25 protein-coding genes are annotated in these 25,218 nt (G+C 70.7%); 13 read left to right on the top strand and 12 right to left on the bottom strand.

The genetic code is table 11. The features are described 5' to 3' along the window. Positions 1–359: glutathione S-transferase family protein (locus tag M3N57_12510; protein MDP9023492.1), on the top strand; the 359-nt coding region annotated here is incomplete at its 5' end. A 7-nt stretch (positions 360–366) separates the two neighbouring features. Here M3N57_12510 and M3N57_12515 read toward each other — a convergent pair. Continuing rightward, on the bottom strand, positions 367–1,041 hold the full coding sequence (locus M3N57_12515; GenBank protein MDP9023493.1) for a response regulator: 675 nt from the start codon (positions 1,039–1,041) through the stop codon (positions 367–369). Between the two features lie 135 nt (positions 1,042–1,176). On the opposite strand from M3N57_12515, the gene M3N57_12520 reads away from it, so the two are divergent. Together M3N57_12520 and M3N57_12525 are read left to right on the top strand one after the other, a co-directional pair. Continuing rightward, positions 1,177–2,010, top strand: coding sequence for an AAA family ATPase (locus M3N57_12520; GenBank protein ID MDP9023494.1), 834 nt, complete (start codon positions 1,177–1,179; stop codon positions 2,008–2,010). A 136-nt stretch (positions 2,011–2,146) separates the two neighbouring features. Continuing rightward, a complete protein-coding gene (locus tag M3N57_12525) occupies positions 2,147–3,712 on the top strand; it encodes a SpoIID/LytB domain-containing protein (protein ID MDP9023495.1) in 1,566 nt (521 codons plus the stop codon). 15 nt (positions 3,713–3,727) lie between these two features. Here the strand turns inward: M3N57_12525 and M3N57_12530 are convergent, their stop codons facing one another. The 4 genes from M3N57_12530 to glgX form a co-directional block, all read right to left on the bottom strand. After that, positions 3,728–4,030 (bottom strand): hypothetical protein, encoded by a 303-nt coding sequence (locus M3N57_12530; protein MDP9023496.1) that lies wholly within the window; start codon positions 4,028–4,030, stop codon positions 3,728–3,730. 61 nt (positions 4,031–4,091) lie between these two features. Then, entirely contained in the window at positions 4,092–5,084 is a 993-nt protein-coding gene (locus M3N57_12535) for an ATP-dependent DNA ligase (protein MDP9023497.1), read from the bottom strand. A 3-nt stretch (positions 5,085–5,087) separates the two neighbouring features. Continuing rightward, positions 5,088–6,128 carry an ATP-dependent DNA ligase gene (locus tag M3N57_12540; protein MDP9023498.1) on the bottom strand — a complete coding sequence of 347 codons (1,041 nt, stop codon included), beginning with the start codon at positions 6,126–6,128 and terminating at the stop codon, positions 5,088–5,090. Continuing rightward, entirely contained in the window at positions 6,125–8,230 is a 2,106-nt protein-coding gene (gene glgX / locus M3N57_12545; GenBank protein ID MDP9023499.1) for a glycogen debranching protein GlgX, read from the bottom strand. The genes M3N57_12540 and glgX overlap by 4 nt, the downstream gene beginning before the upstream one ends. 133 nt (positions 8,231–8,363) lie before the next feature. On the opposite strand from glgX, the gene M3N57_12550 reads away from it, so the two are divergent. From M3N57_12550 to M3N57_12585, 8 genes are all read left to right on the top strand, one after another. Continuing rightward, positions 8,364–8,819 (top strand): hypothetical protein, encoded by a 456-nt coding sequence (locus M3N57_12550; GenBank protein MDP9023500.1) that lies wholly within the window; start codon positions 8,364–8,366, stop codon positions 8,817–8,819. 4 nt (positions 8,820–8,823) lie between these two features. Beyond that, positions 8,824–10,839, top strand: a complete 2,016-nt coding sequence (locus M3N57_12555) for a spermidine synthase (GenBank protein ID MDP9023501.1) — start codon at positions 8,824–8,826, stop codon at positions 10,837–10,839. A 28-nt stretch (positions 10,840–10,867) separates the two neighbouring features. Further along, complete coding sequence (locus M3N57_12560) at positions 10,868–11,338, top strand: hypothetical protein (protein MDP9023502.1); 471 nt, start codon at positions 10,868–10,870, stop codon at positions 11,336–11,338. Next, entirely contained in the window at positions 11,335–12,438 is a 1,104-nt protein-coding gene (locus tag M3N57_12565; protein ID MDP9023503.1) for an ABC transporter ATP-binding protein, read from the top strand. Before M3N57_12560 ends, M3N57_12565 begins: the two co-directional genes overlap by 4 nt. Continuing rightward, complete coding sequence (locus tag M3N57_12570) at positions 12,435–13,118, top strand: ABC transporter permease (protein MDP9023504.1); 684 nt, start codon at positions 12,435–12,437, stop codon at positions 13,116–13,118. The genes M3N57_12565 and M3N57_12570 overlap by 4 nt, the downstream gene beginning before the upstream one ends. Then, a complete protein-coding gene (locus tag M3N57_12575) occupies positions 13,091–13,828 on the top strand; it encodes an ABC transporter permease subunit (protein ID MDP9023505.1) in 738 nt (245 codons plus the stop codon). The genes M3N57_12570 and M3N57_12575 overlap by 28 nt, the downstream gene beginning before the upstream one ends. 99 nt (positions 13,829–13,927) lie before the next feature. Further along, positions 13,928–14,887, top strand: a complete 960-nt coding sequence (locus tag M3N57_12580; protein ID MDP9023506.1) for an ABC transporter substrate-binding protein — start codon at positions 13,928–13,930, stop codon at positions 14,885–14,887. Between the two features lie 111 nt (positions 14,888–14,998). Next, positions 14,999–16,036 carry a radical SAM protein gene (locus tag M3N57_12585; protein MDP9023507.1) on the top strand — a complete coding sequence of 346 codons (1,038 nt, stop codon included), beginning with the start codon at positions 14,999–15,001 and terminating at the stop codon, positions 16,034–16,036. A gap of 4 nt (positions 16,037–16,040) precedes the next feature. Here the strand turns inward: M3N57_12585 and M3N57_12590 are convergent, their stop codons facing one another. From M3N57_12590 to M3N57_12605, 4 genes are all read right to left on the bottom strand, one after another. Then, a complete protein-coding gene (locus tag M3N57_12590; protein MDP9023508.1) occupies positions 16,041–16,907 on the bottom strand; it encodes a metal ABC transporter permease in 867 nt (288 codons plus the stop codon). Continuing rightward, positions 16,904–17,740: a metal ABC transporter ATP-binding protein gene (locus M3N57_12595; GenBank protein MDP9023509.1), complete on the bottom strand. Its 837-nt coding sequence runs from the start codon at positions 17,738–17,740 to the stop codon at positions 16,904–16,906. The genes M3N57_12590 and M3N57_12595 overlap by 4 nt, the downstream gene beginning before the upstream one ends. Further along, on the bottom strand, positions 17,737–18,696 hold the full coding sequence (locus M3N57_12600) for a metal ABC transporter substrate-binding protein (protein MDP9023510.1): 960 nt from the start codon (positions 18,694–18,696) through the stop codon (positions 17,737–17,739). The genes M3N57_12595 and M3N57_12600 overlap by 4 nt, the downstream gene beginning before the upstream one ends. A 158-nt stretch (positions 18,697–18,854) precedes the next feature. Next, positions 18,855–19,298, bottom strand: coding sequence for a transcriptional repressor (locus M3N57_12605; protein ID MDP9023511.1), 444 nt, complete (start codon positions 19,296–19,298; stop codon positions 18,855–18,857). Positions 19,299–19,338: 40 nt separating this feature from the next. Between M3N57_12605 and M3N57_12610 the strand changes: the two genes are divergently transcribed. Then, on the top strand, positions 19,339–20,865 hold the full coding sequence (locus tag M3N57_12610) for a leucyl aminopeptidase (GenBank protein ID MDP9023512.1): 1,527 nt from the start codon (positions 19,339–19,341) through the stop codon (positions 20,863–20,865). On the opposite strand, the gene M3N57_12615 is transcribed toward M3N57_12610, so the two are convergent. The 3 genes from M3N57_12615 to gcvPA all read right to left on the bottom strand — a co-directional run bounded on the left by M3N57_12615 (position 20,819) and on the right by gcvPA (position 24,197). Further along, positions 20,819–21,217 carry a response regulator transcription factor gene (locus tag M3N57_12615; protein MDP9023513.1) on the bottom strand — a complete coding sequence of 133 codons (399 nt, stop codon included), beginning with the start codon at positions 21,215–21,217 and terminating at the stop codon, positions 20,819–20,821. The two genes, M3N57_12610 and M3N57_12615, sit on opposite strands and share 47 nt — an antisense overlap. Before the next feature lie 131 nt (positions 21,218–21,348). Next, complete coding sequence (gene gcvPB / locus M3N57_12620; protein MDP9023514.1) at positions 21,349–22,866, bottom strand: aminomethyl-transferring glycine dehydrogenase subunit GcvPB; 1,518 nt, start codon at positions 22,864–22,866, stop codon at positions 21,349–21,351. After that, a complete protein-coding gene (gcvPA, locus tag M3N57_12625) occupies positions 22,866–24,197 on the bottom strand; it encodes an aminomethyl-transferring glycine dehydrogenase subunit GcvPA (protein ID MDP9023515.1) in 1,332 nt (443 codons plus the stop codon). Before gcvPA ends, gcvPB begins: the two co-directional genes overlap by 1 nt. Positions 24,198–24,394: 197 nt before the next feature. On the opposite strand from gcvPA, the gene M3N57_12630 reads away from it, so the two are divergent. After that, a complete protein-coding gene (locus M3N57_12630) occupies positions 24,395–25,162 on the top strand; it encodes a deoxyribonuclease IV (GenBank protein MDP9023516.1) in 768 nt (255 codons plus the stop codon). Positions 25,163–25,218 lie beyond the last annotated feature (56 nt).

Here is a 25,218-nt window from a genome sequence, read left to right on the forward strand (position 1 = left end):
CCGACGTGCGGCTGTTCACGACGCTCGTGCGCTTCGACTCGGTCTACCACAACCACTTCAAGTGCAACCGGCACAAGCTGACGGAGATGCCGGTCCTGTGGGGCTACGCACGCGACCTGTTCCAGACCCCCGGGTTCGGCGACACGATCGACTTCGTCCACATCAAGCGCCACTACTACGAGGTGCACACCGATATCAACCCCACCGGCGTCGTTCCCGCCGGCCCGGAGCTGACCAACTGGGCGTCGCCGCACGACCGGGAGACGCTAGGGGGTCGTCCGTTCGGCGACGGCACTCCCCCCGGCCCTCCGGCACCGGACGAGCGCGTCCCACATGAGCACAACCCCGCGCTGACGTAACGGGGCGTCAGCTGTCGCGACGGCGATCCGGCTGCTTGCCCGCGGCGACCGGCCGGAGAGTCTCGGCGCAGACCGCACAGACCAGGACGGTCCGTTGCATGGCTGGCCCCTGGCGGTTGCGGACGGTCATCGACCAGCTGCCGGCGAGTGGGCGCCGGGTCCCGCACGATGGGCACGGCCACAGGGTGTTCGACGCGGCGACGACCTGGAACGGGGCGGCGTTCAGGACGGTGACCGCCGCCGTGTCGAGCTTGCCGTAGACCGGCGTCCGACCCCCGGCCAGGTCGGGGCTCACCGATCCTCCGTAGGAGGTCGCCAGCGCGACCAACCGATCGACGACCTCCTGCCACGGGGTGGTCTTCAGGCACCCGTCGTCCGCCCCACCGGAGAGGGCCGTGCGCAACGCCACGGGGTCGCCCGTCCAGGCGAGGACACCGGTGTCGGGAGCGACGTGCTTGATCGTCCGGAGGATCTCGATGCCGCTGACCGCCATGTGCAGGTCGAGGAGGACCGCATGCGGTTGCGTCTCAGCGACGACCGACAGCCCCTGGTCGCCGTCGGCCGCCTCCCCCACCAGCTCAACTGCCGGGGTCGTCCGCGACAGGATGCGGACGAGGAGGCGGATGTCGTCGTCGTCGTCAACGACGACGAACGTCACCGCGTTGCGATCGATCGAAGCCACCCGGTGAGCATACGGCTTGTCCCCGTCACGGCGACCGGGAGCGTCGCGCCAGTTCCACGCGTCGTGGCACCGTGGGCCATCGGACTCCCCCGCCACGCTGCCGTACCCTGCCCCAACCCAGGACAAGGACAGCAGGTGAAGCTGGGCATCGTCGGGAAGGGCGGGACCGGGAAGACGAGTCTGGCAGCGCTGCTCGTCCAGTGCTACGCCGAGCGGGGCGCGGCGGTTCTCGCCATCGACACCGACTCGGATCCCAACCTGGCCTTGAGTCTCGGCCTCGACCTGACCGCCGCGGAGCAGGTTCCTGTCCTGCCCCGTTCGCTGGTCGTCGGCGCCGGCAACGGCCGGCTGACACCCGCCGAGCTCGTCGGCACCTACGGCGTCGCCACGCCGGCCGGCGCCACCCTGCTACACGCCGCTCGTGTCGACGAAGCAGGTGCGGGGTGCGCGTGCGGGGGCCACGGCGTGGTGCGCAGCCTGCTGGCGGCCGCGACCGACGAGGAGGCCGACGTCACCATCGTCGACATGGAGGCGGGGCTCGAACACCTGAGTCGCTCCGCCGGGACGCTGGCGTACGCCGACGTCCTCCTGGTGGTCGTCACGCCGGCGCGGACGTCCGCAGTCGCCGCCCGTCGTGCGCGTGACCTCGCCGAAGAGCTCGGCATCCCCCGCATCTACGCGGTCGGCAACCGCGCCGTGACGCCTGAGGACGCGACGCTGCTCACGTCGGCCGCCGTCGACCACGGCTTGCACCTGGTCGGCATCGTCCCGGACGATCCCGACGTCGCTGCCGCGGACCGTGCCGCGACCATGCTGCCGGGCGATGCAGGACACGCGGCCCGCGACGCGGTCGCGGACATCGTCGAGGCGTTGGCGTCACCTGACGACGAGCGCCGGGCGCTGCTGCGGCTGCGCGACAAGCTCGATGCGCGCATCGCCGAGCTGCAGGCGACGGGACGACCGGCCTGACGAGGCGGGGTCGCCACCACTGTCCGCTCCCCGCACACGTGGCGTCTCCGCACGCCGCGACGGAACAGCCTCCTTCAGGAACCAGTTGGTTGCGGTCGAAGCACCACGTAGGGCCACTGTGAACAGGCCACCACACATGACGGGGGATCTGGTGTCATCTCGTTCTGCTGCTCGCGCTGGGCTGGCCGCGCTCGTCGGCGTGGTCGCGTTGAGCCTCCTCGCCCCCGCCGCCGCAGCGCAGGCACCCGCGTGGCAGCCCGTGGAGGGCGCAGTGAGCTTCCTCGGCGCCCCGGGCACGACCTTCACGGTGCCAGGCCACGGCCGGTTCATCGACCGCGTCGACGTGGTGGCGGGACCCGACGGCCGCCTCGTCGTGGTCAACGAGCTGTCGATCGATCGCTACGTCGACGGGCTCGCGGAGGTACCGGTGAGCTGGCCCATGGAGGCGCTGAAGGCCCAAGCCGTGGCCGCGCGTACCTACGCCTGGTACTCGATCACCCTGGGCACCTTCCGCAGCCGTGGGTACGACTTCGACATCTGCGCCACGGTCGACTGTCAGGTGTTCCACGGTCGCGCGGTCGTGGAGAGCCCCGACGGCGGCCGCTGGCACGAAGCCGTTGAGGCCACGGCCGGGCAGGTCCTGACCTGGGAAGGTCAGCCCATCCTCGCCCGCTTCTTCTCGTCGTCCGGGGGCCACACCCGCAACAACGAGCACGTCTACGGCAACAACGGCCGCACGGCCGGGCCACGCCCGTACCTCGTCGGTGTCCCCGACCCCGACGAGGCGATCTCACCCCACCACCGCTGGCAGCTCCGCCTCACCCGTGTCGAGCTCGACCGGCTGTTCGCCAACGGGACGTCCCTGTCGGCAGCTGTCCCGGTGGCTCGGCTCGACTGGATCCCAAGCGACGGTTCCCGTGTCGACCAGGTCCGCGCCACCCGCGCCGACGGGCACGTGGTCGAGCTGTCGGCCAGCAAGTTCCGCGCGTGGGTCTCGGAGGTGGGCCCGCGGCTGCTGCCCAACCGGTTCCCGCCACGCACACCCAGCGGGAAGGCGCTCCCCGATGGGCTGCCGTCGAGCCGCTTCGAGTTCACGCTCACTGCCGAAGAAGCAGTCATCACCGGGAAAGGCTGGGGCCACGGTGTGGGGATGAGCCAGTGGGGGGCGCGCGGCAAGGCCGAACGCGGGATGACCTACGACGACATCCTCGCGGCCTACTACGGCGGGCTGCGACCGGAGACGATCCCGGATCTGCCGGCACGGGTCCGGGTCGGCCTCGCCTGGGACGCGATGCAGGTCACCGTCCGCGCCGACGGGCCCTACACCATCGTGGCCGGAGGCAACGGGGCTGAACTGCCCGGCGGGGTCTCGTGGGACGTGGGTGCGGGAAACGCCGACTCGGTCCTGCTGAGTGGGCCGCCGGTCGCGTGGAGCCCGGACGTCACCGCCCCGCCACCGGCGGCGGTCGCGCCGTCAGCTGGCGGACCGGCAGACGGCGGGCCGGTCACCGGCTCTGCGTCTGCACCGCACCCGCATCCGGTGCACGCGGACCCGCCAGCCGATGACGCGGCCAACGTCGAGGAACAGGCCGGGACGGACAGCGCTGCCGAGAACGGGCTGCTCAAGCGGGTCCGGTCGGCGCTGGTGGAGTACGCCCCGCCGCCGGTGAGCACCGGGCTACGCTGGCTCCTGAACCGCTGACGGCCGCAGGCGCGCTCAGGTTGCCTTCTTGGCTGATCTCTTGGCGGCTGCCTTCTTCGCTGACTTCTTGGTGGCCCGCTGGGTCTTGACCGGCTCGCCGTGGTCGTGGATGTGGGCCTCCCCGCGGTGCTCAGCGTCGAAGTCCTGGTGGGCGACGTGAGCGTGGGCGGTCGCCGGATGGTCGTGCTCGTGCTCGTGCTCTGAGTACAGGTGATCGAACCCGCCGGTCATCCGGTTGTGGTTGTGCGTGACGTGGTAGTGGGGGTGGGAGTGCACCACCTTGTCGTGCTCGTGGTACTCGAAGTCCTGGTCGGCCATGGGGTCCCCTTCTCGCGGTCCTGGGACGTCGCCGTCGCCCGGCGACGAGGTCGTGCGCACCCTAGCTCGGGCGGCGACGTGACGGCTGCACCCGGGCGGGTTCGTCGTCCTGCTTGGGGAAGTGAGGCGGCCACGGAGCGTCGCCCAACCCTTGCTCCTCGTCTCGGCGCGCCAGCTCCAGCAGGCCGTCGAGGGACCCCGTCGCCTCGTCGATCCCGGCGGTGAGGTCCCCCACCTGCGTCCAGCGCTCGGGGAACCGATCCATGGGGAAGTCCTGCGGTTCGGCGTCGGGGACCTCATCCCACGTCAGCGGCGTCGACACCCATCCCGTGGGGCGGACCGAGTACGCCGACGCCACCGTGCGGTCGCGCGCGTTCTGGTTGTAATCGACGAACACCCCGTGCCGCTCCTCCTTCCACCACGCGCTGGTGGCCCGATCCGGCGATCGCCGCTCGACCTCGCGGGCCAGGGCCAGGGCCGCACGACGGACGGTGGTGAACGACCGCTCAGCGACGATCCGGACGTTGAGGTGCATGCCGCGCGACCCCGAGGTCTTCGGCCATCCCACCAGCCCGTGTTCGGAGAGCACCTCACCGCAGACCAGCGCCACCGCTCGCACGTCCCGCCAGGTCGCGTCGGGTGTGGGATCGAGGTCCACGCGGAGCTCGTCGGGGTGCTCGACGTCCTCGGCGCGGACCGGCCACGGGTTGAGGTCGATGCAGTTCAGCTGCACCATCCAGATGATGTCTCGCACCGTCCTGGGGACCAGCAGGTCGGCCGAACGCCCCGACGGGAACCGGATCGTCGCGTACTCGTGGTCGCTGTCCTTGGGGGCACGCTTCTGGAAGAAGGGCTCCCCGGCCACGCCACGGTTCCAGCGTTTGAGCACGGTCGGGCGCCCGTACACCCCCCGCAGGGCTCCCTCCCCCACGGTGACGTAGTGCTCGACCAGGTCGAGCTTCGTCCAGCGTTGCGCGGGGAACATGATCTTCGCGGGGCTCGTGACGCGCACCCGACCGCCGGGCACGTCCAGCCAGGTCGCGTCCTTCGTCACGCCTCACCCGATCACGATGTCGTGGAAGTTGGGGCCTTCCGGACGCTCCAGCTGGTCCATGGTGCACGCTCGAGGGTCCTTGTCGGGGCGCCACCGCTCGAACCGGGTGGCGTGGCGGAACCGCCCCGCCGTCAGCTGCCCGTACGACACCTCGCACACCAACTGTGGCTCCAACGCCACCCACGACAGGTCCTTGTCGCCGGTCCAGCGGCTGGGTTCACCTGGTCGCCGCGCGTCCTGACCGAACGGCCCGCCGGTCGCCACCCGCAGCGGCTGCAGGCGTTCGTACAGCGCGACCCGCTCCTGGTCGGAGAAGTTCGAGCAGTGCCCCACGAAATGCATCTCGCCGGCAGCGTCGTAGAGCCCCAGCAGCAGCGAACCGACGCCGGCGCCCGGGCCGTTCTTGTGCACGCGGTAGCCACCCACCACGCAGTCGATGGTCCGCCTGTGCTTGATCTTGATCATGTCTCGTTTGCCCTCGACGTACGGGCCGTCGAGACGTTTGGCGACGATGCCGTCGCAGCCGGCCGACTCGAACTCGTCGAACCAGCGCCGGCCGATGACAGGGTCGGCCGTTGAGGGCGTCATGTGCCATGGTGGGTCGAGCACGGCGGAGAGCGCTTCCAACGCGTCCCGACGTTCCTGGAACGGTGCCGAACGCACGTCACGGCCGCGGGTGGCCAGCACGTCGAAAGCGACGAGCTCGGCGGGCGTCTCCTGCGACAGCGTCCGGATGCGACTGTCGGCCGGGTGGATGCGCTCCGACAGGGCATCGAAATCGAGCCGGCCGTCGCGGACCACCACGACCTCGCCGTCGACCACGGTGCCCTCGGGGAGCGCTCGAGCCGCTGCCTCCAACTCGGGGAAGTAACGCAACAGCGGCTTCTGGTTGCGGCTGTCGAGCCGGGGCTGTCCGCCGTCCGCCGACCAGATCAGGCACCGGAAGCCGTCCCACTTCGGCTCGTACGCGTACGGTCCCTGCGGCCACCCCTCCCGCGTCCGCGCCTCCATCGGCGCGACCGGCGGTGAGAAGGGGTGCCTCACTCCTCCTCCTGCCGCTGCAACACGACCACGGAGCGGGCCGGCACCGTCAGCGTCTCCCCCGTCTTGACCTCTTCGCCCTCCTCGGGGACCGGCTGTCTGGTGTCCAACACCACGGTCCACCGCTCGCCTCCGCACTCGGGGGGGAGCACGACGTCGAGCTGCTGGTTGTGGCCGTTGAACACGATGTAGAAGCTGTCGTCGACGATCCGCTCCCCGCGGGGACCCGGGCTCGGGATCCCTGCGCCGTTGAGGAACACTCCCAGCGACTTGGCGAACCCGGACTGCCAGTCCTCGTCGGTCATCTCGGTCCCGTCCGGCCGGAACCAGCCGATGTCGGACAGCTGCGTGCCGCGGATGGAGCGTCCTTCGAACCAGCGCCGGCGGCGGAACACCGGGTGCTCGTGGCGGAACCCGATCAGCCAGCGGCAGAACTCCAGCAGTTGCTCGTCGACATCTTCCCAGTCGTACCAGGAGATCGCGTTGTCCTGGCAGTAGGCGTTGTTGTTGCCGTACTGGGTGCGGCCGATCTCGTCTCCGCCCAGCAGCATCGGCACACCCTGCGAGAGCAGCAACGTGACCAGGAAGTTGCGCTGCTGCTTCGCCCGGCACGCCAGGACGTCGGGATCGTCGGTCGGCCCTTCCACCCCGCAGTTCCATGACCGGTTGTGATCCTCGCCGTCGCGGTTGCCCTCCTGGTTGGCCTCGTTGTGCTTGTGGTTGTACGAAACGAGGTCGCGCAGCGTGAAACCATCGTGGGCGGTGACGAAGTTGATGCTCGCGAACGGTCGCCGGGTGGACGACTCGTACAGGTCAGACGACCCCGTGAACCGGTTGGCGAACTCCCCCAGCGTGGCCTCCTCCCCGCGCCAGTGGTCCCGGACGGTGTCGCGGTACTTGCCGTTCCACTCCGACCACCCGGGCGGGAAGTTGCCGACCTGGTACCCGCCCTGCCCCACGTCCCACGGCTCGGCGATCAACTTGACCTGGCTGACGACCGGGTCCTGCTGGATCAGGTCGAAGAACGCCGACAGGCGATCGACGTCGTGCAGCTCGCGGGCCAGGGTCGCCGCGAGGTCGAAGCGGAACCCGTCGACGTGCATCTCCAGGACCCAGTACCGCAACGAGTCCATGATCAGTTGCAGCACGTGTGGATGGCGCATGTTCATCGAGTTGCCGGTGCCGGTGTAGTCGATGTAGTAGCGCGGGTCATCGTCGACGAGCCGGTAGTAGGCGGCGTTGTCGATCCCCCGGAAGCTCAGCGTGGGCCCCAGGTGGTTGCCCTCCGCGGTGTGGTTATACACGACGTCGAGGATCACCTCGATGCCTTCCCGGTGCAGGGCTTTGACCAGCTGCTTGAACTCCTGCACCTGCCCGCCAACGTGGGCGCTGGCGGCGTACTCGTTGTGCGGGGCGAAGTACCCGATCGAGTCGTACCCCCAGTAGTTGCGCAGCCCGTGGGTCAGCAGCCGGTCGGAGTGGATGAACTGGTGGACCGGCATCAGCTCCACCGCCGTGACCCCGAGGCTTTTGAGGTGCTCGATCACCGCGTCGCTGGTCAACCCGGCGTACGTGCCGCGCACGTCCTCGGGGACGTCGGGATGCAGGCGCGTCAGGCCCTTGACGTGCGTCTCGTAGATGACCGTCTCGTGCCACGGCGTCTGCGGGTGGTAGTCGTTCCCCCAGTCGAAGAAGGGGTTGACGATCACCGACTTCGGCATGAACGGGGCGCTGTCGTCGTCGTTGCGCACGTTCTCCCGCCCGAACCGGTACCCGAACACCGCCTCGTTCCACGTCACCTGGCCATCGACGGCCTTGCCGTAGGGGTCGAGGAGGAGCTTGTTGGGGTTGCAGCGGTGCCCGGCGTCGGGGGCGTAGGGGCCGAACACACGGAACCCGTACCGCTGGCCCGGGCCGACGTCGGGTAGGTAGCCGTGCCAGCAGAACCCGAAGACCTCGGGAAGATCCACCCGCGTCTCGACGCCGTCGTCGTCGAACAGGCACAACTGGACCCGTTCGGCGATCTCGGAGAACAGCGAGAAGTTCGTTCCCACCCCGTCGTAGGTAGCCCCCAGTGGGTAGGGCTTCCCCGTCCAGACCCGCATGTGAGCTCCTCGCCGGATGCGGCGCGAGTCTAGGCAGTAGCGTCACACGGGCCACGACGACCGACCAGAGCAGTTGGCACTTGACGACGGGGCGGTCGGTGTCGCTCACTTAGCAGGCCGGAAGGGACCAGCCATGCAGCTCGACGCGCGCCCCGAACTCGGTCCGGTCCGCCACCGGCGGCGCCAGCTCCATGCCGCCCTCGTTCAGCTCGAGCAGGCGCTCGCCGCCACGGCCGGCCGGCCTGAGCCGTGGCGTGACCTGGTCGCAACGGCGCTGACCCGTCTACGCGCCACCCTCGACGACCACACCGACCAGACCGAGGCGCCCGGCGGGCTGTTCGACCAGATCCTGACGGAGGCGCCACGCCTGGAACCGTCGGTGGCGCGGCTGCGCCAAGACCACCGTAAACTCGCGGCCTCCACCGACGCGCTCCTGGCACAGTGCCGGGGGGCGATCCCCGACAGCGACGAGGTCGAACGGTTGCGACGCGACGCGCTGGAACTACTCGGGCAGGCGGCCAGGCACCGCCAGCGCGGCTCGGACCTGCTGTGGGAGGCCTACGAGGTCGACCTGTCGGCCGCCGACTGAGCGCGTGAGCGACCGACTCCGGCTCATCCTGCTCAGCTTCACGCTGCTGCTGACCGAGCTCGCGCTGATCCGCTGGACCGGCGCGAACGTGATGTACCTGTCCTACTTCTCGAACTTCATCCTCCTCGGATCGTTCCTCGGGATCGGGATCGGGTTCCTGCGCGCACGCCGCGAGGGCGACGGTCTGCGCTGGGCACCGGTCGCGCTCGCGGCGCTCGTCGCGTTCGTGTCGGTGTTCCCCGTCGAGATCGACCGCAGCGGGAGCGACGTGCTGTACTTCGGGCGCTTCAACGCGTCCGGTCTGCCGATCTGGGTCACGCTCCCGGTCGTGTTCGCCGCTGCCGCCGCCGTCATGGCGCTGCTCGCGGAAGGCGTCGCGCGCGTCTTCGAACGCTTCGAGCCACTCGAGGCGTACCGGCTCGACATCCTCGGCGCCATCCTCGGGATCGCAGCGTTCTCGGTGCTGTCGTTCCTGCACGCCCCTCCGCTGGGCTGGGGCCTGGTGGTCGCGGTCCTGCTGGTCGTGCTGCTGGGCCGCCGCGCCGGAGCCCTGCAGATGACCGCCCTCGTGGCGTTGGTCGGGTTCCTCGCCATCGAGACGTTCACGCCCGACACCATCTGGTCGCCCTACTACGAGATCACGACCCACCGGTTCGGATCCGGGGAGAACGAGCAGGTACGCGTCGACGTCAACGGCATCCCGCACCAGGCGATCGAGTCGACGGCGCTACGACGAGAACTCGAGCCGATCTACTTCCTGCCGTACGAGCGGCGCCTGGGAGCCGCACCCCGCGACGTCCTCGTGGTCGGGGCGGGGAACGGATCCGACGTCGCCATCGCGCTGGCGGAGGGTGCCGAACGCGTCGACGCGGTGGAGATCGACCCTCGGTTGCAGCAGCTGGGCCGCGACCTGCACCCCGACCGGCCCTACCACGACGACCGCGTGACCGTGCACGTCGATGACGGACGGGCGTTCCTGGAACGCACCGACCGCCGCTACGACCTGATCCTGTTCGCACTGCCGGACTCGCTGACGTTGGTCTCGGGCCAGTCCTCGCTGCGCTTGGAGAGCTACCTGTTCACCCGCGAAGCGATCGACGAAGCCCGCGCCCACCTCGCGCCCGGCGGGGTGTTCGCCATGTACAACTACTACCGTCAGGGGTGGCTGATCGACCGTCTCGCGCGGACGTTGCACGAGTCGTTCGGCCAGCCACCGTGCATCGACGCGGTCGGCAGCGAGGTCGGCTTGGCGCTCCTGACCGCCAGCGATGATCCCACGGTGCTGCGCTGCCCGAGTTTCTGGGCGGGCGCGGACGCCGCGCCGCCGCCGGTCCAAGACGATCGACCGTTCCTGTACCTGCGCACCCGGCGCCTGCCCGGCATGTACCTGTTCGCCCTGGCGCTGATCCTGGCCGCCTCGGTCGCGGCGGTGCGCGTGGCCGGCGGTCCGCTTCGGACAGTGGGGCGCTACCTCGACCTGTTCTTCATGGGCGCGGCGTTCCTGCTCCTCGAGACCATGTACGTCGTGCAGTTCGCTTTGCTTTTCGGCACGACGTGGTTCGTCAACGCGCTGGTGTTCACCGGCGTGCTGCTCGCGGTCTACCTCGCGATCGAGGTGGCCAAACGCGTCCGGTTCCGTGCTCCTGCGCGCCTGTACGTCGCGCTGGCCGCGGCTTTCGGGATCGCACTCGCCGTGCCGCAGCACGTGTTGTTGGAGCTGGAACCCGTCACGCGGTTCGCGGCGGCGTCGACGTTGGCGTTCGCTCCGATCTTCTTGGCCAACCTGGTGTTCGCGCAGCGTTTCAAGCACGTCGGCGCCTCCACGACCGCGTTCGGCGCGAACCTGCTCGGCGCGATGCTCGGCGGGCTGCTCGAGTACGGCGCCATCGTCGTGGGCTACCGTGCGCTGCTGGTGGCGGCGGGCCTGCTGTACGGGCTGGCGTTCCTCACCGGACGCCATCATCTGTACCGGACGACGACGGCGGGTGACGACCTGGTCGTCGCCGCGGAGAGCAGCTGAAGCATCTTCCAAGGAGCACGCAGTGACCATCGCGACGGACCTACAGCGGGGGATCCTCGCTGGAGCCGCCGGGACAGCCGCGCTCAACGTCGTGACCTACCTGGACATGGCGGTGCGGGGAAGACCGTCCAGCAAGGTCCCCGCGCAGACCGCTCAGCGGCTCGCCGATGAGGCAGGGGCGGACCTCGCCCCTCGAGGCGACGACCAGACCGCGAAGAACCGCAGCCAAGGGTTGGGGGCGCTCCTGGGCTACGTGACCGGGATCGGCATCGGGGCGGTGTACGGGGTCGTCCGGCCACGGACCACCGAGGTCCCCGTCCCGGTTGCGGGCGTCGCGCTCGGTCTGGCAGCCATGGCAGGCAGTGACGTCCCCGCCAGCACGCTGGACGTGACCGATCCACGCCAGTGGGGTGTGTCCGGGTGGGTGTCGGACATCATCCCGCACATGCTCTACGGGGTCGTCACCGCAGCGGCGTACGAGGCGATCGGCTCGCGGTGAGCGACGCCATGATCCGGCTGAAGCAGGTCACGAAACGCTTCACCGGGAGTCACTCAGCGGCGGTGCAGCGCCTCAGCCTGGACATCCCTGCCGGGAAGATCGTCGTGCTGGTCGGTCCCTCCGGGTGCGGGAAGACCACCACGCTGAAGATGATCAACCGTCTGATCGATCCGTCGTCGGGGACCATCGAGGTCGGCGGGCGCGATGTGACGACCCTCCCGCCGCACGAGCTGCGACGCGGGGTCGGGTACGTCATCCAGCAGATCGGCTTGTTCCCCCACCAGACGGTCGCCCGCAACATCGCCACCGTGCCGCGTCTACTCGGCTGGGACGAGGAACGCATCCGCCGGCGGGTGCAGGAGCTGGTAGAGGTGATGGACCTGCCAGCCGACGTGGCCGACCGCTACCCGTCGGAGCTGTCGGGCGGTCAACGCCAACGGGTCGGCGTTGCCCGCGCTCTGGCAGCCGACCCACCGGTGCTGCTGATGGACGAGCCGTTCGGGGCGGTCGACCCGATCGTGCGCACCCGGCTGCAGGATGAGCTGCTGCAGTTGCAGGCGTCACTGCACAAGACGATCGTGTTCGTCACCCATGACATCGATGAGGCGATCCGTCTGGGTGATCGGATCGCCATCTTGAACATCGGCGGCGTCCTGGAGCAGTACGGCACGCCCGCGGAGATCCTGCGCGACCCTGCCAGCCCGTTCGTGCAGGACTTCCTCGGTGAGGAACGCGGCCTGAAACGGCTGTCGTTGATCGGTCTGGCAGATGTGGACCTCGTCCGCGGCCCGGTCGTGGATGCCGCCGCTTCGATCGACGACGCCAAGCAGGTGATGGCCGATCACGGGTTGGACTGGGTCGGGGTCCTGGACGGCGACCGACTCCGCGGCTGGATGTGGGGCCACGACCTGGAACCCGGCCGCCCGATCGGCGAACACCACACGCACGACTTCCGGGTGTGGGTCGAGGCGTCGGCGACGCTGCGTCGCGCGCTCGACGCGATCATCCACACCCGCAACCACGTGGCCGTCGTGTTCGACGACGACCGCTACGTCGGGATGCTCTTCGTCGACCAGATCAGTCGAGAGCTGCTCGCGTGACGCTCGCGGCCCAGGGCGCCGGCCTGATCGAGTGGACGATCGACTGGGCGTGGATCGCCCGCCACCGCGGCGACATCTGGGATCGACTCGTCGAGCACGTCCTCCTGACGGTGATCGCGGTGACGATCGGGTTCGCCATCGCTCTGGTCCTGTCGATCCTCGCGGTGCGGTTCCGACGCACCTACCGCCCGATCACGGCGGCGACGAGCGTGCTGTACACGATCCCGTCGATCGCGGTGTTCCCCGCTCTGGTCCCGTTCACCGGGCTGAGCATCCTGACGGCTGAGATCGGCTTGGTCGCCTACACCCTGATCATGTTGGTGCGGAACACGGTGGCCGCGCTGGACGCCGTCCCCACCGACGTCCGCGAGGCGGCGGTGGGGATGGGATACAGCCGTGCGCGGCTGCTGTGGGAGATCGAGCTGCCGCTGGCCGTGCCGGTGATCGTCGCTGGCCTGCGCATCGCGACCGTGACGACGGTTGGGCTCGTCACCATCACCGGGCTGATCGCTCTGGGCGGGCTGGGACACTTCATCTTCGACGGGTTGCGCCGCTGGTTCCTCACGCCGCTGATGGTCGGGACGGTGCTGTCCTTCCTGCTCGCGGTCGCCTTCGACGGCCTGCTTCTGGGCATCGAGCGTGCGCTGACCCCGTGGGCACGCCGCGGCGGGGCTGCGTGATGTTCCTCGAGGTGCTGCGGTGGCTGGTCGATCCAGCGAACTGGGCCGGACGGCAGGGCATCCCCACGCGGCTCCTGGAACATGCGCAGGTGGCCTTCCCCGCGATCGTCGCAGCCGCAGCTCTGGCTATCCCCACCGGCGTCGTGACCGGACACGCGCGGCGCGGCGGGACGATCGCCGCCGCGATCGCCAACCTCGGCCGAGCCATCCCCACGCTGGGGCTGCTGGTGATCGCCCTCCTGATCACGTTGGCGCTGGGGTTGCGGATGGAGTACTGGCCCACGTTCGTGGCCCTCTTCCTCGTCGGCCTCCACCCGATGTTCACCAACGCCTACACCGCGGTCCGCGATGCTGACCGGGCCGCCGTCGAAGCTGCGCGCGGGATGGGTCTGCGTGAACGCGACGTCCTGCTGCACGTCGAGCTACCGCTCGCCTCGCCAGTCATCCTCGCAGCTGTGCGGGTCGCAGCGGTGCAGATCGTCGCGACGGCGCCGATCGGGGCCCTGGTCGCCGGCGGCGGCCTGGGTCGGTACGTCATCGACGGGTTCTACCAGCGCGACTTCGCCGAGATGCTCGGTGGCATCGTCCTGATCGCGGGCGTGGCCCTGGTGACGGAGCGGCTGTTCGATCTGCTGGAGCGGGCGGCGGTCCCCACCGGCATCCAACGCACCAGCGCGGGATCGGTGGCCCACACCGCCCGAGCGGTCTGAACGTGACACTCGCGGGCGTCACACCTCGGCGTTCAGCCTCCGACTTCTACTACCACGGTAGTGTTGAGCGACGTTGTCTCTCTCGACCGAAGGCGGACCATGATGCGTCGGTACACACACTGGCGGACCACGATCATCCCACTGGCGGCCGTCGCGGCGCTGCTGGCCGCGTGCGGTGGCGGCGGGAGCGATGCAACCCCGGGCGGCGACGGCCAGAGCCCGCCGGCTCAACAGGAGGGCCCGACGATCGACATCGGGTCGTTCAACTTCCCGGAGAGCGAGATCCTCGCCGAGATCTACGCCCAGGGGCTGGACGCACACGGCTATCCGGTCGCGACCAAGCACGGGATCGGCTCGCGGGAGGTGACCCAGCCGGCCCTCGCCAGAGGCGACATCGACATGATCGTCGAGTACACCGGGAACGCGCTCCGCTTCCACCGTCAGGGGGAGCAGGTCGAGCTCCGCGATGAGCAGGAGGTCTACGACGCGCTGCAGGAGGCGTACCGCGATGAGGGCGTCACAGCGCTACAGATGGCGTCGGCGCAGGACGTCGACGCGGTGGCGGTGACGCGGGAGTTCGCCGAGCAGCACGACCTGGAGACGATCAGCGACCTGGCGAAGGTGCCGGGGACGATCACGTTCGGCGGTGGGCCGGAGTGCCCCGAGCGTCTGTCGTGTCTCCGCGGCCTGCGGGAGGTGTACGGCTTGGACGTCGAGTTCAAGGAGCTCGACGTCGGCGGTCCCGTCACGGTCGCAGCGCTCAAGCGCGGTGAGGTGGACGCAGCCAACCTGTTCACCACGCAGGGCGTGGTCGCGGCGAACGACTTCGTGCTCCTCGAGGACGACAAGGACCTGCAGCTCCCACAGAACATCGTCCCGGTCGTCCGCGACGAGATCCTGGATGCGTACGGCGAGGACTTGCGCGAGCGGGTGAACTCCATCACCGCGCAGATCACGACCGAGGGCCTGACCGAGCTGAACAGGCGCGTCGAGGTCGAGAAGGAGGATCCCTCGGCGGTGGCCGAGGACTGGCTGCGCGAGCACGGTTTCCTCGACTGACGTCGCGGACCCGGCGTGGCGGACGGACCCGGACCGCCGCGTGAACGTACGTTCGACTAGGCTGTGGGTGTGGAGCACGACGCGGAACGCCAGCAGCTGCGGTGGGAGCCGGTGGGCCGGCAGGGGCCGCAGCTGCCGCTGTTCGCAGACGCCGCCGAACGGGTCCGTCATCCGGAGTTCGCCGGACTGGAGTTCATCCACGTCCGCGCGAAGCGGATCATCAACCAGGTCCCGGCCGCCTCACGCGTGCCGTTCCGGTACACGATCAACGTCTACCGGGGCTGCTCCCACGCGTGCGTCTACTGCTTCGCCCGGCCGACACACGAGTACCTCAACCTCGACGCCGGGAGGGATTTCGAGCGGGTCATCGTGGTCAAGGTCAACGCTGCCGACGCTCTCCGCACCGAGATCCACCCACGCCGCTGGTCAGGCGAGCACATCGCGATGGGGACCAACACCGACCCCTACCAGCGGGCCGAGGGTCGCTACCGCCTGACGCGGGGAGTGCTGGAGGTCCTGACCGAGCACGCCAACCCGTTCTCGATCCTGACCAAGTCATCGCTGGTCCTGCGCGACCTCGACCTGATCCGCGACGCCCACGAGCGCACCGACGTGGCGATCAACTTCTCGATCGGGACGCTCGACGACGCCGTGTGGCGCGCGACCGAGCCGGGTACCCCCCACCCGACCAGCCGGGTCGAGGCTGTGGCGGCCCTGCACGAGGCCGGGATCGGTGCCGGGGTGCTGGTCGCGCCGGTGATCCCGGGGGTCTCCGACGCCCCGGAGCAGCTGGGAGCGGTCGTCGCAGCGTGCGTTCAGGCCGGGGCGCGGTCGATCTCCCCGATCGTGCTGCACCTCCGCCCAGGGGTGAAGGAGCAGTTCCTGCCCTGGCTGGAGACCCACCGTCCCGACCTGGTCGAGCGTTACCGACGCCTCTACCCACGTTCCTACGCCCCCAAGCGCGAGCAGGCCCGTATCGCCGACCTGGTCGCCACCCTGATCGAGCGGCACGGCGGCGTCGCAGCCTCCCCCCGCCGTGCCCGGCGCGTCGCTGCCCGCCCCGCACGGAACGACGCGCCGCTGACCACCGTCGGGCCGAGCGCCGGACCCTCCCCGCCACCGCCCACGCAGCTGGACCTGGGCCTGTAGTCGTTCAGGTGGCGACCGCCCCGGCCGGCGACCTCTGGCGCCCCCGGGGGCGTCGCCGATCCTGTCCCGCGCGGACGGCGGCGGCCACCGCGAGCATCCCGGCCTGGACGAGCACGATCGCTGCCCCCGACGCGATGCCCGCGTACCACGACAGGTACAGGCCAGGGACAGCGGATCCCGCTCCCAGCGCCGCCCCGAGCGGGACGAGCACCTCGAAGCGGTCGGTGAGCACCCGGGCGGTCGCCGGGGGGATCACCACGGCCGCGGCGACGAGCAGGACCCCCAGCACCCGCATCGACGCGACCACCCCGGCGGTCAGCAGCAGCGCGAACAGCACCTCGTAGCGGTCGACCCGGACGCCGTGGATGGCGGCGACCTCCCGGTCGAAGGTCACGAACAGCAGCGGGCGGTACCGCGCGATGACGACCGCCGCCACCACGACCGCGACGGCGACCGCCAGGACGATGTCGGTGCTGTCGACACCCAGGACGTTGCCGAACAGGAAGCTCTCGAGGTTGCGTTGCCACCGCCCCGCCGCACTGATCACCGCGACACCGATCGCGAACGAGGCGGTGGTGACGATCCCGATCGCGGTGTCGGCGTACAGCCCGCGCCGGCGAGCGACCCGCTCGATCAGCAGCGCCGACACGAACGCCCAGACCCCGGCGCCCAGCAGGACGTTGACGTGGAGCGCCCCCGCCACGGCCGCGCCGCCGAGGACCGCGTGCGACAAGCCGTGGGCGATGTAGGACATGCGCCGCACCACCACGTACGCGCCGAGCGCCCCGGCGATCGCGCCGGCGAGGATCGCGACCGCCAACGCGTCACGGAAGAACGCGTAGTCCCACAGCGGGCCGGTCAGCCAGCTCACGGCTCACCCGGGACCGGAGCGAGGCGGTGGTCGTGGGGGTCGTGGTGGCTGCGGGGGGTCAGCAGGTGGGTGGGGTCGGCGACGAACACCAAGCCGTGGTCGGCGATCACCTTCACCTCGGCACCGTACGTGGCCCGGATCACGTCGGGGCGGAACACCTCGGCCGGCGCCCCGTCGGCCACGACCCGGCCGGCAAGGCACACGATCCGCGGTAGGTGCGCCGCGACGAAGTTGAGGTCATGGGTGGTCAGCACGATCGTCATGCCCTGCTCGTGCAGCTCCCCCAGCAGGTGCAGCACGTCGTGGCGGGTCTTGAGGTCCACGCCGGACGTGGGCTCGTCGAGCAGGAGCAGCTGGGGGCGGCCGATCAGCGCGCGTGCCAGGAACGTCCGCTGCAGCTCCCCACCGGACAGCTCCCCCAGCGGCCGCCCGCTCAGCTGGCCGATGTGTAGTCGCTCCAGCAGGTCGCCGACCGCACGACGATCGGCGGCGCGTCCACGCGGGAGGGGGCTGCCGCGATCCCCGAGCCCCTGCAGGACGATCTCGCGGACGCTGATCGGGAACGCCAGATCGACGTTGCCGACCTGGGGGACGTAGCCCAGGCGCACGCTCGGGCGGCGCGGATCGACCGGACGGCCGAAGACGTGGACCGTGCCGTCGACGTCGCAGCGGCCGGTCAACGCCCGGATGAGGGTCGTCTTGCCCGACCCGGACGGACCGACCGCGCCGAGGAACTCGCCCGGCTGGACGCACAGGTCGACGTCGGCCAGGACGGTGACTCCGCGGTAACCACAGTCGGCTCCGCGCAGCTCGACCGCGGGGGTCGTGCTCACGACGCGGGGTCGAACGCGTCGAGGGCGGCGGGGTCGCCGCCCAGAGCCGAGACCATCGTCCGGACGTTGGCCACCATCATCCCCACGTACGAGTGCTCCGGGTCGCCGGGCACGCCCGGCAGATCGTCGTCTCGCAGATCGTCGACGTACCGAGCGCCGCTCTCCTCGGCGATCCGCCGCAGCACCGGCGAGGGGAACACCTCTGACCCGAAGATCGCCGGGACGCCGGCCGACCGGACGCGGTCGATCACGTCGCGGACCTCCCGCGCGGACGGCTCCGAGAAGTCGACGGGTTGGACCACCGCGACCACCTCGATGCCGTAGCGGCGCGCGAAGTACGGCCACGAATCGTGGTACGTCACGAGCTTGCGGTGGACGGGCGGGACGGTGGACCACGCCCGGGCGATCGCGGCGTCGAGACGGTCCAGAGTGTCCGCGAAGACCTCGAAGCGCCGGGCGTAGCCCTCGGCGCGGTCGGGGTCGAGTTCGCTCAGCACATCGCGGACGTGGCCAGCGTACGCACGCGCCAGCCGCGGATCGGTCCACAGGTGCGGGTTGGGGCGGCCCTGCTCGCGAGGGAACGACGCGTCGAAGATCCACTCGTCGCGGTCGATGGTCCGCTCGGCGAGCGCGACGATCGGGGCGGCATCCGACAGGTTCGATCGGGCGAGCTCCAGCGACGGCTCCTCCAGGAAGAGGCCGTTGGCGATCATGGCATCCGCCTCGGCCAGTAGCCGGGCGTCGTTGGGCGACGGCTCGAACGTGTGACTGTCGACACCTTCCGGCACCAGGCCACGGACCTCGACGTCGTCGCCGGCGACCTGCGCCACGATGTCGGTGATCGGCGCGACCGTGGTGACGACCAACAGCCGATCGCGGGACGGGCCCCCGCCGGCGGCGCCGCAGGCCACCAGCAGCAGGATCGCCGCCACCAGCGCGGCGGTCACCCGGATCACGACCCCTCCTGCGACCAGTTCGCAACACAGCCTAGCGCCTGTTGCGAACCGTTCTCAGGTGGATGGCGTTCGCCGGCCGTGCGCCGCGCCGATCGGAGTGGGTGAGACGGGACACGCTGGAGCGGATCGGGCCGCGCGGGCGGCAGCGGCCGTGAGCGTCACGGGGCGCACTCGGCGCATCGACCGGTCACGACGAGCTCCACCGAGTCGACGTGGAACCCGTGCCCAGCCGACAGGTGCTGGCGGACCTGTTCCACGAGGCTGCCGACGTGGTGGGCGACGTCGCCGCAGCGCTCGCACACCAGGTGGAAGTGCTCGTCGGGGTGAGCCAGCTCCCACCGCGCCGCACCGCCCTCCCCCAGACGTGACTCCCGGACCAGTTCCAGGTCGGACAACAGCGCCAGCGACCGGTACACCGACGCCAGGTTGATCCCCGAGCTGCGGCGCTGGACGCGGTCGGCGATCTCCTCAGCCGTCAGGTGGTCGCCCGCGTCGCGGAGCACGTCCCACACCAGCTGGCGCGGCTGGGTGAGGCGGTAGCCGTGCTCGCGCAGAACCTCGCCCACCGCGGCGGTCGCGGGGGGTCGCGGGTCGGCGGTCACGTGCCCCAGTGTAGGCTCACGCAGAGGCGGGAGGTGAGCCGTGGCCACGCTGCCGGCGCTCCGCGCCACCACCGACGATCCCCTGGCGGCCCGCACCGCAGCTCTGGCCGTTCCGGTGTTCAAGGGCGACATCGAGGCGCCCGGCGCCGAAGCGGCGCTGCGGGCGGTCGGCTTGGACGGCGTGCCGCGCGATGCCGGCTTCACCGGCGCGCTCGGCGATGTCCGCAGCCTCGGCGCGCCGGGTCTGGGCGTCGAACGGCTCGTCCTGGTCGGACTGGGCCGGATGGACGCGCTCAGCGACGAGGCGCTGCGCCGCGCGGGCGGGGCGCTGACGCGGGCGATCGGCGCCGAGGTCGACGACATCACCACCACCCTGCCGCTCGTCCACCCGACCGAGGAGGCCTTCCGCGCCGTGGCGGAGGGGGTGCTCCTCGGCGCGTACCGCTACCAGGGGTACCGCCGGTCGAGGCCGCCGCGGCTGCGCCGCGTCGATCTGGCCGTCCCGTCCGCGTTCGCCGACGAGGCCACGGACCTGCTGCGCCGGGCGGAGGTGCACGCCGCCGCCCAGTGCACGACCCGCGACCTGGTCAACACCCCCGCTGGGCAGCTCGGCCCGGAAGACCTGGTCCGCCGCGCCGCCGAGGTGGCCGGTGGGACCTGCGACGTCGAGAGCTGGGACGAGAGGCGGCTGGAACAGGAACGCTGCGGCGGGATCCTCGCCGTCGGACAGGGTGCGGAGCGCCCGCCGCGCCTGCTGGTCCTGCGTTACCGCCCCGACGGAGCGGTCGCTCGGATCGCGTTGGTGGGGAAGGGCATCGTGTTCGACACCGGCGGGCTCAACCTCAAACGACCCGCCGACCGGATGCCGGCGATGAAGGCCGACATGGCTGGCGCCGCAGCCGTGATCGCGACGTGCGCTGCGCTGGCGGACCTCAACGTCGCCGTCGAGGTCGTCGGCGTCTGCGCGCTGGCGGAGAACGCCGTGTCGGGACGCGCGCAGCGCCCAGGCGACGTGGTGACGACGCGCGACGGCACCACGGTCGAGGTGCTCGATACCGACGCGGAGGGCCGGCTGGTCCTGGCAGATGCGCTGGCGTACGCCGTCGAGCACGACCTCGACGGCGTGGTCGACGTGGCCACGCTCACGGGCGCGGCGGCGCACGCGGTCGGACGGCGCGCCACCGCCGCGTTCGGCGACGACGAGGATCTGCTCCGCCAGCTGCTCGCCGCGGCCGAGGCGGCGGGTGAGGCCACCTGGCGTCTGCCGATGTGGACGGAACTCGAGGACAACCTCGACTCGGATGTCGCAGATCTCAACAACACCGGAGACGGGGACCACGACGACCGGGCCGGGGCGACCATGGGGGCGCTGTTCCTGCGCCGGTTCGTCCGTGGGGTGCCGTGGGTCCACCTGGACATACCGTCCGCGTGGGCGGAGACCGCCCGCTACCACCTCCCCCAGGGTGGGACAGGGACGGGCGCACGGACGCTGCTGCGGTGGCTGGAGTTGGCCAGCCCGGTCAGGCCGGGGCCGTCCCGTCACGCACCTCGATCTGCGCGAAGATGATGTCCGACATCGTGTCCCACGGCTCACCCTTCAGGCACCAGCCGTGGGCTCCTCGCCGCATCGCCTCGTCGCGGGACTCGGCGTAGGCCGAGTACATCACGATCCGTGTGCGGGGTGAGGCCTCCAGGATCCCGGGGATCGCCTCCAACCCGTCCATCACCGGCATCATCACGTCGAGGATCACCACGTCGGGCTGGAAACGGCGCACCACATCGATCGCCTCGGCGCCGTGCTCTGCCTCGCCCACCACGTCCAAGCGCGGATCACGCCTGGCCAGTGCCCGCAGCAGCGTGCGGATACCCGCGTTGTCATCGACGATCACCAGGGTGACCGTCGCCCCACCCTCCGCCACCGCGTCCTCGCTGATCGCCTCACGCGCCCGGCACTCGACCGCGCAAGCCTACGCCTCCTCCCGGTACAGCGCAGACGCCGACGACGCGCTGCTCGCGGCCGGCGCTGTGCACGTGTGGGTGGGTCGCGGCCTCAGCCGGGGGCGTTGCGGCGCCGTCCCGCGGCGACCTCGTGCGCGTCCTGCCCGTCGGGTCCATCCGGCTGCCACCGCGGACGCAGGTTGCGCGCCGCACGGGCTTCGTCGAGGCGCCCGACGGGCGTTGTGGCCGGCGCGTGCCCGACCACGTCGGGACGGTGGCGAGCGTCATCGACCGCCTGCAGCATGGCGTCGGCGAACGCGTCGAGGGTCTCGGGCGTCTCGGTCTCGGTCGGCTCCACCATGAAGCAGTTGGGGACGATCAGCGGGAACGACACGGTCGGGGGGTGGAACCCCAGATCGATCAACCGCTTGGCGAGATCCATGTTGTCCAGCCCATCGGGTGGCACCACCACTAACTCGTGCATCGGCCGGCTTCCGAAGGCCAGGCGGTAGCTGGCCTCGACCCGGGCGGCGAGGTAGTTGGCGTTGAGCACCGCCAACTCCGAGACGCGACGCAGCTCCTGACCACCGTGCGCCAGCAGGTACGTCAACGCACGGATCATGATCGCGACGTTGCCGTACCAGCCGTGGACCCGCCCGATCGACCGCGCGGGCACCTCCCAGCCGTACGTGCCATCGTCGCGGCGGGCGACGGTGGGGCCCGGCAGGTAGGGGGCCAGCCGCTCGGCCACCCCGACGGGTCCACCGCCGGGGCCACCGCCGCCGTGCGGCGTCGCGAACGTCTTGTGCACGTTCAGGTGGACGATGTCGAACCCCATGTCGCCCGGGCGCACCCGGCCGAGGATGGCGTTGAAGTTCGCCCCGTCGTAGTACAGCAGCGCCCCGGCGGCGTGCAGCAGCTCGGCGATCCGCTCGATCGATGTCTCGAACAGTCCCAGGGTGTTGGGGTTGGTGAGCATCAGCCCTGCGACGTCGTCGTCGACGAGGTCGGCCAGGACGTCCACGTCGACCTGTCCGCGGTCGTCAGAGGGGACCGTGACCGTCTCGTAGCCGCCGAGCGTCACCGACGCGGGGTTGGTCCCGTGGGCCGAGTCGGGGATGATCACGCGTCTGCGGGGACCGCCACGGTCCTCGTGGTAGGCGCGCATGATCATTAGCCCGACCAGCTCGCCCTGGGCGCCGGCCGACGGCTGCAGGGTGGCGGCGTGCATCCCCGTCAGCTCGCAGACGAGGGCTTCGACCTCGTGCAGCACCGCGAGGGTCCCTTGGGCGCGCGACGCCGGCGTCGCCGGGTGCAGCGCCGCGAAGCCCGGCAGCGCAGCCACCCGCTCGGACACCTTCGGGTTGTACTTCATGGTGCACGAGCCCAGCGGGTAGTAGCCGAGGTCGATGCCGTGGTTGCGCTGCGACAGACGGGTGTAGTGCGAGACGATCTCACGCTCGCTGACCTCCGGCAACGGTGTCGGAGCTGGGGCCAGCTCCACACCGGCGAGCAGCTCCTCCACCGGCCGCTCGTCGATGTCGAGGGCCGGCAGGGTGGCGGCTCGCCGGCCCGGCGACGACCGTTCGAAGATCAACGGCTCCGTGGCGGTGCGGTCCCCGAAGAGCATCACGCGACCTCCTTGGCGACCCGGCTGACCGCCTGCACCAGTCCGTCGGCCTCCTGGGCGGTCCGCCGCTCGGTGGCCGCGACGAGGACCGCGCCGTTGGCCGCACCAGCTTCGATGACCGGTCCGATCAGGTAGCCCTGGTCAGCGATGCGCTCCACGAACGTCGCCGGATCGCCGGGCACCCGCAGCGCGAACTCCTTGAAGAACGGGGCGGACACCGCCAGCCGCACCGACTCGACGGCTGCGAGCCGGCGCGCGAGGTGGTGGGCGCGCTGCAAGCAGCTGCTGGCGAGCTCGGCCAGACCCCGCGGTCCGAGCCACACCAGGTACAGCAACCCCGCCAGGGCGTTCAGGGTCTGGTTGGTGCAGATGTTGCTGGTGGCCTTCTCGCGCCGGATGTGCTGCTCGCGCGCCTGCAGCGTCAGCACGTACCCGCGCGTGCCGCGCACATCGACGGTCTCGCCGACCAGGCGGCCGGGCAAGCGGCGCACGTCGGCCAGGCGCGCGGCGAGGAAGCCGAACGACGGTCCCCCGAAGTTCAGGCCGTTGCCCAGCTGCAGACCGTCGCCGACCACCAGGTCGGCACCCTGATCACCGGGGCGTGGCAGCAGCCCTGCCGCGGTCGCGTCGTAGGCCACCACCAGGCGCGCGCCGACCGCCTGCGCGGCCGCCGCGTGCGCCCGGACGTCCTCGATCACGCCGAGGTGGTTGGGCTGCGCGAGGACGTAGGCGGCGGTCGCCTGCGGCAGATCCGCGACCTCGCTCCGCCCGTCGCGTCCCAGCGGCGCGTCGGTGACGTGTAGGCCGCGAGGATGGGCGAAGGTCCGGATCACCTGCGCTGTGGCCGGTGGCACCCCTCCGGCCAGGACGACGCGCGAGTAGCCGGTGGCGCCGATCGCCATGTTGACGGCCTCGACAGCCGCCGACGCCCCGTCGTACAACGACGCGTTGCTCACCTCCAGCCCCGTGACCTGGCAGATCACCGTCTGGTACTCGAACAGCGCCTGCAGCACCCCCTGGCTGACCTCCGGTTGGTACGGGGTGTAGCTGGTGTACAGCTCCCCACGCGACAGGATCGCGGGGATCACCGCCGGGACGTAGTGGTCGTATGCGCCCCCGCCGGCGAAACAGACCAGGTCTGCGTCGTTGCGTCGCGCGTAGCCCTGCATGCGTCGGACGACCTCATCCTCGGACAGCGCATCGGGCAGGTGGATCGCGCCTCGAGCGCGGACCGAGTCGGGGATGTGGGCGAACAGGTCGTCGAGCGACTCGAGGCCGAGCACGTCCAGCATGCGGGCGACGTCTTCGGCGGTGTGCGGGGCGAACTGCACGCGGAACCTCCTGGTGCGGGCCGCACGGAGCGGGCATCCTCCCACAGCGCTGGCGCCCCGTCGAAGCGAGCTGACGGGCGCGGTGCACGCCGACGTGGCGGACAGCAGCAGCGCTCCAGGCCGCGCGCCACCGCGTCCGCGCCACCGCGTCCTCCACGGCGGCCAAGGCCACATCCCCGCCCCGATAGGGTGAGCGCATGCGTGTCGGTGCCCACGTCCGGTCGAAGTCCCCGTTGCGTGCGGCCGCCGAACGCGGCGCCGACGCGGTCCAGTTCTTCCTCAGCAACCCCAAAGGGTGGCGCATCCCCAAGACCCGCGACGACGCCGACGAGCTGGTCGCCTCCGACGTCCCCGTGTACATCCACGCCCCGTACCTGATCAACATCCCGGCGACCAACCCCCGGGTGCGACACCCCTCGCGGAAGCTGCTGCAGGAGACGTGCAGCGCGGCTGCGGCCATCGGCGCGGAGGCGGTGATCGTCCACGGCGGACACTGTGAGCTCGAAGAGCAACCCGACCTGGGTTTCGCGCGGTGGCGGAAGGCCCTCGAGCAGCTCGAGACGGACGTGCCGGTGTTCATCGAGAACACCGCCGGCGGTCAGAACGCGATGTGTCGCCACTTCGACGTGCTCGGCCGGCTATGGGAAGCCATCTCCGACCTGGACGTGCCGCTGGGCTTCTGCCTCGACACCTGCCACACCCACGCGGCAGGTGAGGACCTGTCCACGGCGGTGCAACGGGTCAAGGAGCTGATCGGTCGCATCGACCTGGTCCACTGCAACGACTCGAAGGACCCGGCCGGATCGGGCCGGGACCGTCACGAGAACCTGGGCCGGGGCCGCATCGAACCGGAGCTGCTGGTGGCCGCTGTCCGCGAAGCGGGTGCCCCCGTGATCGTCGAGACGCCCGGCGACTCCCCCGCGGACCAGTCGGCCGACATCGCGTGGTTGCGCGAGAAGCTGTAGCGCCTCAACGCTCGGACGGCGATCGCACCGGAAGTCGGGTGCAACCGCCGCTGATA

It is taken from the genome of Actinomycetota bacterium (genome assembly GCA_030776725.1).
In the GTDB taxonomy this organism is placed as follows: Bacteria; Actinomycetota; Nitriliruptoria; order Nitriliruptorales; family JAHWKO01; genus JAHWKW01.